The 16,428-nt window shown below is 42.9% G+C and carries 14 protein-coding genes; 7 read left to right on the top strand and 7 right to left on the bottom strand.

The features are described from left to right. Positions 1-87 precede the first annotated feature (87 nt). The 3 genes from ychF to N7E81_RS09640 form a co-directional block, all read right to left on the bottom strand. Complete coding sequence (gene ychF, locus N7E81_RS09650; RefSeq protein WP_263049379.1) at positions 88-1,185, bottom strand: redox-regulated ATPase YchF; 1,098 nt, start codon at positions 1,183-1,185, stop codon at positions 88-90. After that, positions 1,186-2,289: an AI-2E family transporter gene (locus tag N7E81_RS09645; protein WP_263049378.1), complete on the bottom strand. Its 1,104-nt coding sequence runs from the start codon at positions 2,287-2,289 to the stop codon at positions 1,186-1,188. Positions 2,290-2,356: 67 nt separating this feature from the next. Continuing rightward, the gene (locus N7E81_RS09640) at positions 2,357-2,713 is read right to left on the bottom strand and encodes a PUR family DNA/RNA-binding protein (protein ID WP_263049377.1); all 357 of its coding nucleotides are present in this window, start codon (positions 2,711-2,713) and stop codon (positions 2,357-2,359) included. Between the two features lie 243 nt (positions 2,714-2,956). On the opposite strand from N7E81_RS09640, the gene N7E81_RS09635 reads away from it, so the two are divergent. Together N7E81_RS09635 and N7E81_RS09630 are read left to right on the top strand one after the other, a co-directional pair. Next, positions 2,957-3,868 (top strand): DUF58 domain-containing protein, encoded by a 912-nt coding sequence (locus tag N7E81_RS09635; protein WP_263049376.1) that lies wholly within the window; start codon positions 2,957-2,959, stop codon positions 3,866-3,868. A 33-nt stretch (positions 3,869-3,901) separates the two neighbouring features. After that, positions 3,902-4,972 carry an AI-2E family transporter gene (locus tag N7E81_RS09630; RefSeq protein WP_263049375.1) on the top strand — a complete coding sequence of 357 codons (1,071 nt, stop codon included), beginning with the start codon at positions 3,902-3,904 and terminating at the stop codon, positions 4,970-4,972. Here N7E81_RS09630 and N7E81_RS09625 read toward each other — a convergent pair. The 3 genes from N7E81_RS09625 to hutH form a co-directional block, all read right to left on the bottom strand. Further along, the gene (locus N7E81_RS09625; protein ID WP_263049374.1) at positions 4,969-5,445 is read right to left on the bottom strand and encodes a nuclear transport factor 2 family protein; all 477 of its coding nucleotides are present in this window, start codon (positions 5,443-5,445) and stop codon (positions 4,969-4,971) included. The two genes, N7E81_RS09630 and N7E81_RS09625, sit on opposite strands and share 4 nt — an antisense overlap. Before the next feature lie 96 nt (positions 5,446-5,541). Then, a complete protein-coding gene (gene hutU / locus N7E81_RS09620) occupies positions 5,542-7,218 on the bottom strand; it encodes a urocanate hydratase (protein WP_263049373.1) in 1,677 nt (558 codons plus the stop codon). Continuing rightward, on the bottom strand, positions 7,196-8,758 hold the full coding sequence (gene hutH, locus N7E81_RS09615) for a histidine ammonia-lyase (RefSeq protein WP_263049372.1): 1,563 nt from the start codon (positions 8,756-8,758) through the stop codon (positions 7,196-7,198). Before hutH ends, hutU begins: the two co-directional genes overlap by 23 nt. A 165-nt stretch (positions 8,759-8,923) precedes the next feature. On the opposite strand from hutH, the gene N7E81_RS09610 reads away from it, so the two are divergent. Continuing rightward, positions 8,924-9,805, top strand: coding sequence for a LysR family transcriptional regulator (locus tag N7E81_RS09610; protein ID WP_263049371.1), 882 nt, complete (start codon positions 8,924-8,926; stop codon positions 9,803-9,805). 44 nt (positions 9,806-9,849) lie between these two features. Here N7E81_RS09610 and N7E81_RS09605 read toward each other — a convergent pair whose 3' ends face one another. Then, positions 9,850-10,590 carry a TrmH family RNA methyltransferase gene (locus tag N7E81_RS09605; protein ID WP_263049370.1) on the bottom strand — a complete coding sequence of 247 codons (741 nt, stop codon included), beginning with the start codon at positions 10,588-10,590 and terminating at the stop codon, positions 9,850-9,852. Positions 10,591-10,773: 183 nt separating this feature from the next. Here N7E81_RS09605 and tamL point away from each other — a divergent pair, with 183 nt between their 5' ends. The 4 genes from tamL (at position 10,774) to N7E81_RS09585 (ending at position 16,364) form a co-directional block, all read left to right on the top strand. After that, a complete protein-coding gene (gene tamL / locus N7E81_RS09600; protein ID WP_263049369.1) occupies positions 10,774-13,143 on the top strand; it encodes a translocation and assembly module lipoprotein TamL in 2,370 nt (789 codons plus the stop codon). Positions 13,144-13,153: 10 nt separating this feature from the next. Beyond that, entirely contained in the window at positions 13,154-14,044 is an 891-nt protein-coding gene (gene hemF, locus N7E81_RS09595) for an oxygen-dependent coproporphyrinogen oxidase (protein ID WP_263049368.1), read from the top strand. Between the two features lie 232 nt (positions 14,045-14,276). Continuing rightward, positions 14,277-14,726 (top strand): DUF1987 domain-containing protein, encoded by a 450-nt coding sequence (locus N7E81_RS09590; protein ID WP_263049367.1) that lies wholly within the window; start codon positions 14,277-14,279, stop codon positions 14,724-14,726. Positions 14,727-14,981: 255 nt separating this feature from the next. Further along, on the top strand, positions 14,982-16,364 hold the full coding sequence (locus tag N7E81_RS09585; protein ID WP_263049366.1) for an Ig-like domain-containing protein: 1,383 nt from the start codon (positions 14,982-14,984) through the stop codon (positions 16,362-16,364). The last annotated feature ends 64 nt before the right edge of the window (positions 16,365-16,428 follow it).

The raw sequence follows: 16,428 nt of genomic DNA, 5'->3' as shown, positions 1-16,428 counted from the left end.
AATAACGAAGAATTGCATCCAATTCATACCAAAAACCCTTAAAAATGAGAAACTACGTAGTTTTTAACCCTTAGAGGTTTGATCTCATTAGACATTAAATCTAAAATGCATCACGTCTCCATCCTTCACTACATACTCCTTGCCCTCGATGGCTAGCTTACCAGCCTCTTTACACCCGGCTTCAGATCCGTACTGCACGTAATCTGGAATTTTAATGACCTCCGCTTTGATAAAGCCTCTTTCAAAGTCTGTATGAATAACGCCTGCTGCCTGTGGTGCTTTCCAACCTTTTTTGATTGTCCAAGCTCTCACTTCAGTCACTCCTGCAGTGAAATAGGTAATTAGGTCTAATAATTCATAGGCTGCACGAATAAGTTTATCCAAACCAGATTCCTTCAATCCATACTCCCCTAAGAACATTTCTTTTTCTTCTGCATCATCAAACTCGGCAATTTGAGATTCGATAGCTGCACTAACCATGACCACTTGTGCGTCTTCGTCTGCCACTGAGGCCTTCAATGCTTCTACATGCGCATTACCTGTCAGGATTGAATTTTCTTCCACATTGGCTACATAGATCACAGGCTTTACTGTAAGTAGTTGCAAATCACTAATCGCTTCCTTTCTATCAGGGGTTAATTCTAGAGACCTAGCGTTTTTACCCGATTCCAACAAGGCTTTATATTCTTCTAAAATAGTGAGCAGCGCCTTAGACTTTGCATCGCCTGATTTAGCTTGCTTGGCTATCTTTAATATTTTCTTATCGATCGACTCTAAGTCTTTCAATTGAAGTTCGGTATCGATTACTTCTTTATCTGCGACTGGATTGACTACTCCATCCACGTGCACAATATTGTCGTCGTTGAAGCAGCGAGTCACGTGAACGATGGCATCCACTTCTCTGATATTAGCCAAGAATTTATTCCCAAGTCCTTCTCCCTTACTGGCTCCTTTGACGAGCCCTGCAATGTCGACAAACTCCATGACGGTGGGCAATACTTTCTGAGGATTGACCAACTTCTCTAGAACCCCGAGTCGCTCGTCTGGCACGGAGATCACCCCTACATTGGGTTCTATGGTACAGAAAGGAAAATTGGCAGCCTCTGCCTTTGCATTTGATAATGCATTAAAAAGGGTTGATTTACCTACGTTAGGCAAACCCACAATCCCGCATTGCAATCCCATTTATATAATATTTTTTGAAACTTGAAAAATTCTGTAGCTCTTGAATCCGTCACGAATTTCCATTACCGAAACACGTATAATCGTGTATACAGGAATGGCGGCAATCATACCCGGAATACCCGCTAAACTTGCGGCCGCAAAGATAACAACAAAAATCTCTAATGGATGTGCCTTTACGCTTTTTGAAAAGATAAGCGGCTGTAGCAGTACATTGTCTGCGGCTTGCACAACAGCAAATACAGATGCTATTTTTAAAATAAGAATCACGGTGGTTTGATCAAGTGCAAAATGTCCGCTAGTAGAAAGTCCTACAACTATACCAAAACTAGCCCCTAGCAATGGCCCCATATAGGGTATCAAATTAGCTACAGCCGCAAAAACAGCTACCGTCAACGCATACTTTACTCCCAAAATAGAGAGTCCTAGTCCTGCGATGGAAAAGATCGCCATCATCTGTAAGGTGAGCCCGATTAGATAGTTGGACAACAAATGCTCTATCTTATGAATGGCGGAAATAAACAACTCAAAATATTGATTGGGCACAATGGCGATCAGTCGACGACTCAAAAGTCCATTTTCCAACAAGAGAAAAAAGGTAATGAAAGCAATCGCTAAAACACTGACAAAGAAACCACCCGTAAAAGTCAATAAGTTATTGATGATATTTCTAAAGTTGAGGTGACTCACAAATTCAAAGACACTCGAACGTATGGTCTCAGTCAAACTGTGTTCGTCTTCACTCACCAGCTGATAGTCTATCAGGAAGTTTTCGATGGAGACTAAGGGTTGGGAGAGATTGGAATACACTTCATCAAAGCTCACTCTAGAAAGCACGTTAACCTGTTCTACAATAAGTGGAATAAATAATAAGACAAATGAAAAGACCACGCCCACAACTACACAATACGACATCAAGATAGCCAACACTCGCGGCAATCTCACCCGAAAAATATATGTCCTACTAATCAAATTGGTCAGCGGTCTTAAGATAGTAGCCAGTACGATAGAGATACACAGGTATATGAAAATGTCGCTGAATAGCCAGGCGCAGAATACAAACAACGCGACAAATACTACGATAAAAACAAGTGTTCTTCTGATCATGGCCTAAAAATAGAAAAAGCTCTAGGAGTACCCAAGAGCTTTTTAGATTCTTCTATCAAGAAATGTATCAATCCCATTTCAATTCACTGTCATCGCTGGAGTTGACTGTGACAACACCCTCCTCATTTTCTTCTTTTTCTCTGTCAAATTGTTCGAAATCAACCTCAGGCATTAGCTCTGTTTTTACATGATTGACTGTATCGTTGAGTGCCTGTACAAATTTATTGAAGTCTTCTTTGTACAAGAATATTTTGTGTTTCTCATAGAAATATCCATCATCCTTATAGCGCCTTTTGCTTTCGGTAATCGTCAAATAATAGTCGTTTGAACGTGTGGACTTTACATCAAAAAAGTAGGTTCTTTTCCCGGCTCTTACTCTCTCAGAATATATTTCTGCTCTGTCGTTATCCTTATGATCTTCCACTTTAATCGGTATGTTTAAGTTGCTAGAATTTAGATTTTGATGATCAATAAAATTCTTTAAAAGCTTTAAATATAATCTTTTTTTTTTCACAAAAGCAAATGACTACATATATTATAGGCTAGATTAACCCTGACCCATTTTTCCATTAAAAATTTATACTCAAAAGCGCTTTGGAATTATAATATTGGCAACAAAGCCGATCATTTCTATCTTGCATGCGTAGACCATACAAATCAATAAAAAGTGAAGCTAGATATCGACATCAATAAACTAAAAGAGTATGCCAATGTAGAGCTTTTGGCAAAGCAACTGGTGGAAGGCTTCATTACTGGATTGCACAAATCTCCTTACCATGGGTTTTCGGTAGAATTTGCAGAACACAGACTCTACAACTATGGTGAAAGTACACGCCACATCGACTGGAAAGTATATGCCAAGACCGACCGACTATACACTAAAAGATACGAAGAAGAGACTAACCTTAGGTGCTATATGGTACTGGATGCCTCATCTTCTATGTACTACCCCAAGCCCGAATATGGCAAAATCAAATTTTCGATACTGGCAGGTGCTGCGATTTCCTTTTTGCTACAGAAGCAACGAGATGCTGTTGGCCTTTTTACTTTCGGTGAAAAAATAGACTTCCAATCCGACGCCAAATCTACCTCCACACACTTGCACAACTTGCTTAAACACTATCAACGACTATTTGACCAGCCAGCTATACAACAAAAAACCAATGTGGCGCAAGTACTCCATGAAGTAGCAGAAAAAATACCCAAACGCTCCCTCGTAGTCATATTTTCCGATATGCTACAAAACGAAACCAACCAAGAAGAAATCTTCTCTGCGTTGAATCACCTGAAGCACAACAAACACGAAGTGTTACTTTTTCATGTCAATGACAAAGCAACCGAACTCAATTTTGAATTTGAAGATCGCCCTTATCGATTTGAAGATTTAGAAACAGGTCAGGTGGTAAAACTGACCCCTACAGAAATCAAAAAAGTGTATAAGCAACAGATGGACGAAGCTTTCAAAAATATCTTCCTGAAATGCTCCCAACTTAAAATTGACTTTGTGGATGCAGACATCAAAGGCGGATTTGACAAAATACTCAGTACCTATCTCACCAAAAGAGCCAAAATGCGATAGCGAAAGCTGTCAATTTCTCTAACTTTAAACTTAATGGAACAAAGCAAAGAACTCAAACTAGCCAATGTTGCCTATTGGATGATCGTAGTCGCAGGTACAATAGGCACCCTGATGTACTTCCAAAATTTTTTGAAAGTATTTTCTATTGCCATACTGATCTGGTACGTTGTAAAAAAATTGAGAGATCTGGTAAGCAAAATCAAGATTGGCAAGTACCAACTGCCCAAATGGTTAGTCACCTCCATAAGTACCGCCACCGTTTTTTTATTGATTTACTCCATTGGAAAAATCATAAGCACCAACATTCAACACCTGACCAACAACATCCCTATGTATAGTGACAACATCAGTCGTGCTTTGCTCAATGTGGGAGACCTTATCGGAATAGACAATTTGGACGAAACCTATATGGCACTCATCTCAGAATACAAATCCAGTATCATGGGCTATGCAGGATCTTTTGCAGGCATTATCGGTCAGTTTATTATCATTTTAATTTATGTGGTTTTTCTCCTTCTAGAAGAGACCCTTTTCCAAAAAAAAATACAAAAAGTACTGAAAACCACTGTAGCGGGCAGCAACATATACGGAACAGTAGAAGCTGTAACCAACCTCTTCGACGACTATATTTCCGTAAAGATCTTTACCAGTTTTCTCACTGGATTGATCAGTTATTTCGCCCTACTCATCATTGGCATTGAACTCCCTGCCTTGTGGGCATTCCTTATTTTCTTGTTCAACTTCATCCCTTCTGTAGGATCTGTGGTAGCCACTGTATTTCCAGCCTTGTTTGGGTTGATTCAATATGGAGAAACCAGTGTAGCCCTAACAGTACTGATAGCTGTAGGCAGCATACAAGTACTCGTAGGCAATGTCCTAGACCCACGTCTCATGGGCAGTCGGCTCAACATCAGCCCGCTCGTAGTACTACTTAGCCTTACGCTTTGGGGTTTTATGTGGGGAGTCGTCGGCATGATCCTATCCGTACCAATCACAGCGACATTGATCATTATTTTTGGACAATTCGAAAACACACGTCCACTAGCCATTCTGCTGTCTAAGAATGGGGAAATTCATTTTGGGAAAGAGGAAAAAAAGGACTAGCAATGCTCCGCCATATGCTTAGATAGCAACTGTGCACACTGCGCTTGAACTTTTCGGTGCAAAAAACCAGTCCAACCTAGCAACACCCCTGACATACCTAGCGCCATACGGCTCCACTTATAAAAATCGAAGTGATCTCTATGGCCGACAATCAAACCATCTTTAAATTCAAATTTGGCATCTATCACGTTGTGTACTTTTCTGCCTGTTTTAGAAAACAGATACTTGGCCTCCCAGTCCACCCCTCCAAATTCATTTTCTGACCAAACATTTTTGAAAGAGATCTCAATATCACTACTGCCACTGAGCAACATCACCCACATTGCACAAGCTTGTCTGTGATTCAATACGCCAAAAGCGGGATCTTCAAATGCCAAGTCTTGATGATAACATGCCGCCATCGTCTTAGCATCCTTTTGACTAAATGCGGTATAAAACTTCTCGATTAGAGCTACATGGGCTTTGATCTGCATACTTATTTTTTAGTACTGGGTATTAGCGAGTAGACTCGAAGATAGCTAATACTAGCTTTAAATAAAGAGATTACTCGAAGCAACCTCTTTGATTATTTACTTCCAAACATTCAAATCGAAGTCGTCGGCAAACTTTGAGGCTTGTTCATACCCAGCATCATGATGGCGAAAAATGCCCATGGCTGGATCATTGTGCAGCACACGACGCAAGCATTGCTCTGCCCGATCGGTCCCATCTGCCAACACCACCATCCCTGCATGCTGCGAATACCCCATCCCTACTCCTCCACCATGGTGAAAGGATATCCAGGTAGCTCCACCCGTAGCATTCGACATCAAATTGAGTAAAGGCCAATCAGAAACAGCATCCGTACCATCCTTCATGCCTTCCGTTTCTCGATTTGGTGAAGCTACTGAGCCACAATCCAAATGATCTCGACCAATCACAATAGGCGCTTTCACCTTCCCTGTTTTCACCAAATCATTGAATATCAGCCCCGCTTTTTCTCGTTCACCCATACCCAACCAGCAAATCCTACAAGGCAAGCCTTGAAAAGCCACTTTTTGCTGTGCCTGTTGCAACCAGTTGATCATGTGTTTGTTTTCTGGAAATGCCTCCATCAAGGCCTGATCCGTCTCATAGATATCTTCAGGATCTCCCGACAAGGCCGCCCATCTAAACGGCCCCTTGCCTTCGCAAAATAATGGACGCACATACTCTGGAACAAACCCATTAAAATCGAAAGCATTGGGTTCTCCTCCTTGCTTGGCAAACGCTCGAATATTATTACCATAGTCGAACGTCTTACTACCCTTTTTCTGCAAATCGAGCATCAAGCCCACATGTCTCGCCATACTTTTTAGCGAAAGCGTCTTATATTTTTCCTGATCCGTTTTTCTCAGCACGGCAGCCTCCTTTAGTGTCAGCCCGTTGGGTACATAGCCAAATACAGGATCATGAGCCGACGTCTGATCTGTCAGCACCTCAGGCACAATACCATCTGCTATCAATCGTTCCAGCATATCTCCTGCATCAGCGACTAGCCCTACAGACAGGTTTTCACCTTTGGCCTTAGCTTCCATCACCCAATCACGTGCTTCTTCGTAATCGTGGGTCATCCTATCGATGTATTTCGTACCTAATCTTTTCTGAATGCGAGCAGGGTCTATATCCGCCCCTAGAAAGGTAGCCCCTGCCATGGTCGCTGCTAATGGCTGTGCACCCCCCATACCTCCCAGGCCTGCTGTCACCACCAGTTTCCCTTTTAGGCTTCCGCCAAAATGTTTTTCTCCGCAGGCCACAAAAGTCTCGTACGTACCTTGTAGAATCCCCTGAGAACCGATATATATCCAACTGCCAGCCGTCATCTGACCATACATCATTAGGCCTCGTTCTTTAAGTGACTGAAAATGCTCCCAGTTAGCCCAAGCAGGCACCAAATTGGAATTGGCGATCAAGACCCTAGGTGCTTCGGCATGCGTACGTACAATACCCACAGGTTTGCCTGATTGCACCAGTAGGCTTTCGTCTATTTCTAGTTTGAGTAGTAGCTCAATGATTTTGTGCAGCGACTCTACGTTTCGGGCCGCCTGACCTGTACCACCATAGACCACCAGCTCAGCAGGATCTTCGGCCACTTCAGCATCCAGATTATTGAGCAGCATACGAAGAGCGGCTTCTGTCTGCCAAGATTTGGCATGCAGCTGAGCGCCCGTAGGTGCTTTGTAGTAAGGGTGCGCTGCGTATTGATTAATAAATTCCGAATACTTCATGATTGTACAAGTTGATGTGATGTCGATCCGCTGCACCATTCGCTACAGCTACTATTTCTTTATTTCTAATCAGCTCAGTGGCTCTAGCCATATCGTCGCCAAAGATCCTATCTTCAGTAGCAAAGCTGATATGCTCCCTGATGTGTGCATGTACTTCTTCCAAAATCGCACTTGATTTTAAGGGTTTTCTATAGTCAAACCCTTGTGCAGAACAGAACAATTCTATTCCCAAGATATTCTCTAGGTTGTCCAAAATAGTATTGAGCTTTCGGCCACCGATAGACCCCATACTGACATGATCTTCTTGCCCTAGAGAAGTAGGTACACTATCAGCACTCGAAGGGAAACAAAGGCCTTTATTTTCACTAACCAAGGCCGCTGAGGTGTATTGAGGAATCATGAACCCTGAATTCAATCCAGTGTTGTTCATCAGCAAAGCAGGCAACCCCTCCACATCTCCTTCTAGCATAAGGTACACTCTTCGATCTGAAATATTGCCGATTTCGGCGGAAGCCAGCGAAGCATAATCAATCGGCATCGCCATAGGCTGCCCGTGAAAATTGCCTCCACTGATGGTCTTGTCTACACTACAAATGATGGGGTTGTCCGTCACAGAGTTTAGCTCGATGGTCAGCATTTCTTTGAGGTGTAGCCAAGCATTGCGAGAGGCACCGTGCACCTGTGGCATACAACGCAACGAGTATGGATCTTGCACCCTGCTACAGTTTTGATGAGAATTGATAATCTCAGAACCTTCCACCAGTTTCTCCAAGCGATCAGCCACATAGATAGACCCTTGATAGGGTCTGATCTGATGAAGTTCCTTATCAAAAGGTTTCATCGACCCTTTGAGTGTCTCCAAACTCATGGCTCCTATGATGTCTGCCGTATCCAGACAGTTGGCCATCCTTACAAACCCCTTGAGTGCATAAGCCGCTATAAACTGTGTGCCATTGATCAGCGCCAAACCTTCTTTCGGGCCTAGCGCCAGAGGAGCTTTGTTTTCTTGCTGAAAGAGCTCTTGTGTGCTGATCCACTTTTTATTTTTCCATACTTTGCCTTCGCCTATCAGAGGCAAAAACAAATGAGCCAATGGCGCCAAATCTCCAGATGCTCCCACAGAACCCTGCTGCGGCACATAAGAAATGAAGTCGTTTTCAATATGCCAGATGATACGTTCCAAAGTTTCGAGTGCCACACCAGAGTAGCCCTTGGAGAGAGCATGCACTTTCAGAATCATCATAAGTTTAGCCACATCTAGCGGCGTTTCTGCACCTACCCCCACACTATGGCTACGTAGGATGTTTTCCTGTAATCGGCCTGTATCGGCCTTGGAAATGATAGTGGTACACAACGAGCCAAAGCCTGTATTGACTCCGTACACGATCTTTTCCTGTTCGGTGATATCAAGTACATTTTGGCGACTGGCCAAAATCTTTTGGATGGCCTCCTCATTCAGTACTCCTATCATGCGGCCTTCGGCAATATCGATCGCTACTCCTGGGGTCAAATGATCAATTCCATAATTGAAAATCGGCATGATCTATTGGTTTATCAATTGGGTTGTTGCTATTAAGGAGCTACAAAAACATAACGTTTTTACTAATTCCTCATAAATGAAAAAGTCTATGTTTTCATTTACGAAACAATATTAAAGGCTAATTTTGATTACTGAAAATACTTTGTAGATCAACAATTGATAACCATGAGTAATCAAATAGAGTTCCGGCACTTGCGCTATTTCATGATTGTAGCACAGGAATTACATTTCCGAAAAGCCTCTGAAAGGTTGTTTATCACGCAGCCTGGCCTCAGCAGGCAGATCAAACAACTCGAAGACGAACTGGGCGTACAGCTCTTTATCCGAAATAAACGAACTGTAGAGCTGACCGATGCTGGCAAATACCTCTATGATGAAAGTTCCAACCTTTTGAATCAACTAGAGTCTATCAAACGATCAATCAAGCTGATAGACAAAGGGGAAGAAGGCGAATTAAATATCGGCTTTGTAGGATCGGCCATGCAGGCCGTGATTCCGCGCTTGCTACTGAAACTGAAAGAGCAATTTCCTAAAATCCACACCTCTCTGGAAGAGATGTCGAATGAAGATCAAATTTTTGCTATCGAGCACAACAAGCTCGACATCGGATTTATTCGTGCTAAGCAAGCGCCTGATGGCATTGCTTCTAGGCAGATATTCAAAGATAATTTCTCAATTGTGCTACCCAAAGCACATCCAATCGACACGCAAAATTTCAAAGACTTGAGTCAATTTGCACAAGAGAATTTCATCCTGTTTTCTAGCGACTACAGCCGTACGTATTACAACAAGGTGATGAGTATTTTCGACGATCATGGCTTTGCGCCAAAGATATCCCACAAGTCGGTACACGCCAACACCATCTTTCGACTGGTTGAGAATGGGCTCGGAGTAGCCATCGTTCCCACCTCCCTACAGCATGGTTTTGACCTCGACATCAAATTCATTGAATTGAAAAATGTAAAGCAAATCACTTATCTCTCCCTGATTTGGAAAGAAAGCACTTCCAATGAGTTGATCAAAAAATTTGTATCATTGCTCGGTTAGGGAAGTAGAATATAGCAGGATGAACGGGAGCAAATCCACCAAGCCTACCTCTTCAATAATCGCCTAAAATTATCACAAAACACAGCTGTGGACACTGCCACATTCAAGGACTCTGCTTCACCATAGCCGGGGATAAAGACTTCTTGGGTAAGGTATTGTTTCAACTCTTCATGCAAGCCTTCGGATTCATTGCCAAAGACTACGATGGCTGGCTCCTGAAACTTGAGCTGATGGATGTTGTCGCCCTGAAGGGTAGTCCCATACACATGCTGGGCAGTAGGTAGCAAGCCCGCTAGTGACGTGTAGTGTACACGCACCCGCGCAAACGATCCCATAGTAGCGGAAATTACTTTGGGATTGTAGCAATCGACCGACTCTGGTGAACACACGATTTGCTTAAACCCATACCAATCTGCGATTCGGATGACAGTCCCTAAATTACCTGGATCTTTGATACGATCAAATGCCAAAATAGACTGAGATGAGTCTATCTCAATAGCTACAGGTATTTTGGCTATCGCCAACACCGAATTATTATTGGTGAACGTACCCACTTTGCTGAGCTCAGCTGCCTTGGCTTCCACTACTAAAGAAGAAACCTGACTGAGTTCTACGCTATGTTTGTCTTGAAAGTCCTTGGTAGCGTATACATTTACAATCTCTAGATTAGACTGGAGCAGTTCAAGCACATTTTTGGCACCCTCTACTACAAACTGATTTTCCAGCTGTCTGAATTTTTTTAATTGTAGGGATTTAATGAATTTTGACTCTCGATTTGAAATCATCAATTGTTGTGCTTTATTTATCAAAGATTAGCTTTTGCGCGGCATTCAAAGGCGATCTAAAACCGACAGCTGATATTTTTCCAAACTTAATGGATAATCAGTAAATCAAGGCCATCGACAATCGACTAGACAGAGAAAAACATCAACAACTTCAAACTTTCATATGGGCCCATACTTATGGCCATGTTTTTCCTATTGACGGGCTGCATGGGGCGCAGGTATTTGCCAGCAGGCAAAAACTTACTCGTAGAGCAAAAGCTCGACGGTGCGGAGAAGTTGGACAAAGACGAAATCGAATCCCTCTATGCCTACAAACCCAACCGGAAGATCCTTTTTATTCCTTGGTCTCCCTATGTAGATCTGTATCAAGGCGGACTGAAACGCTATGATTCGCTAAAATACGAACAAAAAAAAGTGAAAATACAGACCAAATTCACTAAAAAAATAGCCAAGACCGACAAGGAAAAGAAGAAGGAAAACTTGCGAGACAAGATGAACAAAAAGGTGAACAAACAGCACCGAAACATCAAGGAAGGCAATTTCGGAATGCGTATGGGAGAGCCATTAGCGATATATGACACCGCCAAAGAAAATGAAACTGTCCGCAAGATCCAGAACTATATGGAGACGAAAGGCTACTTCAATGCCAAAGTAAGCCACACCTCTGAGGAAACGTACAAAATGGTGTCCAGCATCTACACCATAGAGCGCAATCAGCCCTATGTGATCGATTCTATTTTCTTTAATATACCCGACACCGCTATCTACAACAGAATACAAGAAAACCTAGCAGAATCTACCCTGCAAAAAGGAGAAAATTACGAACAAGAAAATCTAGTAAAAGAAAGAGACAGACTCAATGACCTGATGCTCAACAATGGCTACTACAATTTCAATAGGCAGTTTATCACTTTCGTAGTAGACTCTTCATATCTGAGCGACAAGAAAGTAATCATCGGGCTCACCGTTCGAAACCCAAACAACCTATCAGCACACAAAATCTACACCATAGACTCGGTCATATTCACCACCGATGCCGACATCTCTGGACTAGCATCCAATCGCCAAAACGAAGCTTTTGAAGGTGTGACCTATCAGTTTTATAGCAAACGCTATTCTGAAAAAATACTCGACAGAAGAATCTTTCTCAAACCTGGCGAACTATACAAGAAATCCAACACATTAGAAACGCAAAAACAGCTCTCTAATATGGACATTTTCAAATTCATCAATGTGAACTACGACACCACTGGGGGACAATTCATTTCGAACGTATTCACCAGTCCGCTCAAGAAGTTTCAGACCTCTTCCGAGCTAGGATTGAATGTAAGCAAAGGACTACCAGGGCCGTTTTTTAATGCCTCCATCAAAAACAGAAACACTTTCAAAGGGTTGGAAGTAATGGAACTGAGCGGGCGAGTAGGATTCGAAGGACTCTCAGGTGCTACAGATACTGGCAACCCCTACTCATCACTAGACTACGGGGCAAATCTAACCTTCACCTTCCCTCAGTTTATGTTGCCGATCGGATCGGAATTCAAATCCAAACTGGGTAGACTCAACCCAAAAACACGACTATCTTTTGGTCTAAACTACACCAACAGACCTGAATACATCCGAACCAACGTAAACACTTCGCTCATTCTAAGCTGGCAGAACTACAAAAAACGTCGCAGTTATTCGCTCAATATCGCTGACATCAGTTTTATCGATTCTAACGTGACCGACGAGTATCAAGCATTTCTCGATGACCTAGAAGAAAATGGCAACAACCTGACAAACTCTTTCCTTCCCTCTTTTGTGAGTAGCACTTGGTTTTCGGTCACGCACAACATCAACGAATATGGCAATCGCCAAGAAAAATCTGCCTACCTCAGGTATCAAATAGAATCTGGCGGCAATCTCTACAGTGCCATAGCCAAACAAGCCTCCGACCGCAACCTTGAGTACTTCAAATACGCCAAAGTAGACATCGACTACCGACATTCCTCACCTATCAACTCAAGAATAACCATGGCGTACCGTGCCCACTTAGGTGTAGCTGTACCTTATGGGGCTAACAAAACACTCCCCTACGAAGAATTCTTCTTCGCTGGTGGCAGCAACAGTATTCGTGCCTGGGAACCACGACGACTTGGTCCTGGGTCTTACTTGCCCATAGATTCTACAGGAGTATACAGCAACAACTTTGAGCAACCAGGAGAAATCTTACTAGAAACGAGTATAGAACTTCGTCACAAAATATTTGGCTTCCTATTCGGCGCACTCTTTATAGACATGGGCAATGTATGGACCATGCAAGACGAAGCCGTAAGACCCGGCGGCCAATTCCAATTCGATAGTTTTTTGAAAGAAATAGCCATAGGCGGCGGCTATGGCGTGAGGCTGGACTTTTCCTTTTTGCTCCTCCGACTCGACGCCGCTTGGAAATTATATGACCCTGGCAGTCAAAACAGACACGGCAACAATCTCTCACGAGGAGGATTCGAACTACCCGACTATGACAACTACAAAAGATTGGTTTGGAATCTGGGGATAGGTTATCCGTTTTAAGCAAAGCATCATGAACAAGGAAGAGATACAAGAATGGTTCAAAAGCCTACAAGACAAGATCTGTATGGACTTAGAAAAAACTGATGGCAAAGGTCAATTTCAAGAAGACCTATGGCAAAGGCCTGAAGGTGGTGGTGGCCGAACCCGAGTCATCACTGGGGGACACATCATCGAAAAGGGTGGAGTCAATTTCTCAGCCGTAGAAGGCCCCACGCCAGTTAAAATACTAGAAGCCTTAGGCCTAGAACAGGCCGATTTCTTCGCCACAGGCGTATCTATCGTGATGCATCCACATAGCCCCATGGTGCCTATTATTCACATGAACGTACGCTATTTCGAAATGAGCAACGGCACCAGTTGGTTTGGCGGCGGGATAGACCTGACCCCTCACTATGTAGACGAACCCGACGCCAAAGCCTTCCACGCCCAACTCAAAGCCTGCTGCGACCGCCACAACACCTCCTACTATCCAGTATTTAAAAAATGGGCCGACGACTATTTCTATATCAAACACCGCAAAGAAACCAGAGGTGTAGGCGGAATTTTCTTCGATCGCCTGTCGGCCAATGAGAACTTTAGTCTGGAGGATCGCTGGGCATTTGTGCAAGACGTAGGCAGTCAATTTGCTCCTATCTACACTGAGCTAATGTCCAAAAACAAAGACTTGCCTTTTGGCGAAAACGAAAAACAGTGGCAATTTCTCCGTAGAGGCCGTTATGCAGAATTTAACCTCGTCTGGGACAAAGGCACCAAGTTCGGACTAGACACCGACGGGCGTACCGAATCTATCCTGATGAGCCTCCCTCCACAAGCCAACTGGGCCTACAACCACGTACCAGCTATTGGTTCGAAAGAACAAACAACTTTGAACCTACTGAAAAAAGGAGTAGACTGGGTCTAAACCTACGAAGCACACATATATCTGCCTTAAATATTGCGTACAACCAGACTAAGTACAAGCACCACTCGAAGCTTTGCTACACCCAGCAGTTTAGCTTCGAGTACCTTATGCCTTTTACATAGACTTTGCTACTTAGCCTTCACGTTATATTCATCATTTGGTAATATGGATTCTTTTATCAACCCACCGTTTTCACCGTAATTTGGATGGTTAATGACTACTAACAGCAGCTATGGAAACGAAAAAGAAAAGTCCCCATGTCACGACTTTGCTCTACAAAGAACACCTAACACAAACATCAAAACTCAAAATATACCCTTCCAAAATCACGCCTTACATTCTTATCGACCCAGAAAAACAACTCTTTCTAATCAAAGGCAAATCCAGTCCAGAAGACACCATCAAATTTTACAACCTAGTTTTTTTAGGTTTAAAAAATTACCCCTTAACAGGCAAAAACAAACTATCAGTACATGTGAGCCTCACTTACTTCAACAGTAGCACAGCCAAATGTCTTTTTGATCTGATGAAAATCCTCAAACAAATAAAAGCCAACGGCATAGAAGTGAAAATCATCTGGTACTATGAAGAAAACGACGAAGATATGATCGAAGCAGGCGAGGACTACGAAATCGTATGTGATATCCCCTTTCGATTTGTAGAACTGGAGATGATAGGATAAATATGTAAAAGCCCATCATTTTTTTATACACTCACAAAAGTCATTTCGCAAAGAGACACGACTGTAGAAATCTCATATGAGACTCGCAGGCCGCCCGAAGAAGCCCCCTTCTTACAAGGCCAAATCCTAACTCATTGATATTCAACCATCGAAGACACTCCCTTCGTCATCGAGTATTCATCAACTATCGCCGAGTTCACTTACTATATTTCAATAAAAACTTTAAATTGTACTAAATAACAAACCTATATTCTCATGAGCAATTTAAAAAAATCGATCCTCAGCCTATTGATGATCAGCCTAGTCGCAGTAAGCTGCACAGGCGATGAAGACCCAGATTTCAAAATCACCAGCTTATCTTTCGACCAAGCATCCGTAGAAGTAGTAGAAGGAGAAACTGTAGACCTCAAAGATCTACTCGCCATTGTAGGTGAAGATGCCAGCAAAGCCAAAATCACCCTAACCTCGGACAACGAGAAAGTAGTGACCGTAAACGGCACCATCCTCACTGCAGTAGGCATCGGATCCGCCACCATAGAAGCCACCGAAACCAACACCAACCATACGGCGACTATAGAAGTAAATGTGGTAGCAGAGACGGAAGAGGAAGAGGAAGAAGAGGAAGAGGAAGAGGAAGAAGAGGAAGAGGAAGAAGAGGAAGAGGAAGAACCAGCAACAGTCGAGGTAACTGGCCTCACGATTTCCCCTAGTTCCACTTTAATTACCATTACTGGAAATGAAAAAGTACAACTCTCCGCTACAGTAGCTCCCGCTGATGCCACTGATCAATCGATCATTTGGTCTTTGGTCTACGAACCAACAGAGGAAACCGGAAGAAGCTATGCAAAAGGCCCCGAGATCACGGTCGACGACTACGCAAGCCTAGATATAGAAACACTGACCCTGACAGGCCACAAAGCCTGCGACGACTGCGGACTCTATGTGGTAGCTACTGCCAATGGAGGTGTAGAAGTATCAGAAAAAATCCCCGTTGAGATTATTTTCATCAAGGTCAAAGCGATTTTTCTAGACCCAAACAAACTATTTGAAACCTACATAGGCAAATCCAAACAAATGAAGTTCACCATAGATCCCACAAATGCCACCAATCAAGTCATAGAATGGGATATCGTATACGTGCCAAATGGCAGCTGCCAAAACGTACGAACACTAGCCTCAGAAATTCCTATATCCGATTATGCCACAATAAGCCAAAACGGCGTGATCACTCCCTCTCAAAGATATAATAACGAATGCACCCGCCTAGGCGTAAGTGCCACAGCAACCGACGATCCCGAACCTGCCTATAAAGAAGTAGGATTTGAAATTTACAAGTTGGCTGAAAGCATCTCCATTCTGGATAATGATTTTGAAACAATAGAAGGCTCACTAAACTTCAATGGATGTGGCACTTACAAACTCTATCTAAACATCGAACCAGAATATGAAACTTCTTTCAATGTCATATGGAGTTCTTCAAAACCTGACATGCTAGAAGTAAGTAATAATGGGGTTCTTTCTCTTGGAGCAAAGGCTTCCTCTCCTACTAATGAAACAGTACAAATAACGGCTACAACTACTGATGGTACAAGTCTGTCTCACACTATTAATGTGGTGATAGACTATAATGGATGCTAGACTCTCATCAAACTTAAACCAAAAGACCAAGGCACCCCTTGGTCTTTTTTTATGACCTGACTAA

Source organism: Reichenbachiella carrageenanivorans, from assembly GCF_025639805.1.
Lineage (GTDB): Bacteria > Bacteroidota > Bacteroidia > Cytophagales > Cyclobacteriaceae > Reichenbachiella > Reichenbachiella carrageenanivorans.
This window is presented reverse-complemented; position numbering and strand designations above follow the sequence as displayed.

Excerpts from the sequence above, each read along its gene's own strand:
- ychF (WP_263049379.1), bottom strand. The coding sequence starts at position 1,185 with ATGGGATTGCAATGCGGGATTGTGGGTTTGCCTAACGTAGGTAAATCA.
- N7E81_RS09645 (WP_263049378.1), bottom strand. The coding sequence starts at position 2,289 with ATGATCAGAAGAACACTTGTTTTTATCGTAGTATTTGTCGCGTTGTTT.
- N7E81_RS09630 (WP_263049375.1), top strand. The coding sequence starts at position 3,902 with ATGGAACAAAGCAAAGAACTCAAACTAGCCAATGTTGCCTATTGGATG.
- N7E81_RS09625 (WP_263049374.1), bottom strand. The coding sequence starts at position 5,445 with ATGCAGATCAAAGCCCATGTAGCTCTAATCGAGAAGTTTTATACCGCA.
- hutU (WP_263049373.1), bottom strand. The coding sequence starts at position 7,218 with ATGAAGTATTCGGAATTTATTAATCAATACGCAGCGCACCCTTACTAC.
- hutH (WP_263049372.1), bottom strand. The coding sequence starts at position 8,758 with ATGCCGATTTTCAATTATGGAATTGATCATTTGACCCCAGGAGTAGCG.
- N7E81_RS09610 (WP_263049371.1), top strand. The coding sequence starts at position 8,924 with ATGAGTAATCAAATAGAGTTCCGGCACTTGCGCTATTTCATGATTGTA.
- N7E81_RS09605 (WP_263049370.1), bottom strand. The coding sequence starts at position 10,590 with ATGATTTCAAATCGAGAGTCAAAATTCATTAAATCCCTACAATTAAAA.
- tamL (WP_263049369.1), top strand. The coding sequence starts at position 10,774 with ATGTTTTTCCTATTGACGGGCTGCATGGGGCGCAGGTATTTGCCAGCA.
- hemF (WP_263049368.1), top strand. The coding sequence starts at position 13,154 with ATGAACAAGGAAGAGATACAAGAATGGTTCAAAAGCCTACAAGACAAG.
- N7E81_RS09590 (WP_263049367.1), top strand. The coding sequence starts at position 14,277 with ATGGAAACGAAAAAGAAAAGTCCCCATGTCACGACTTTGCTCTACAAA.
- N7E81_RS09585 (WP_263049366.1), top strand. The coding sequence starts at position 14,982 with ATGAGCAATTTAAAAAAATCGATCCTCAGCCTATTGATGATCAGCCTA.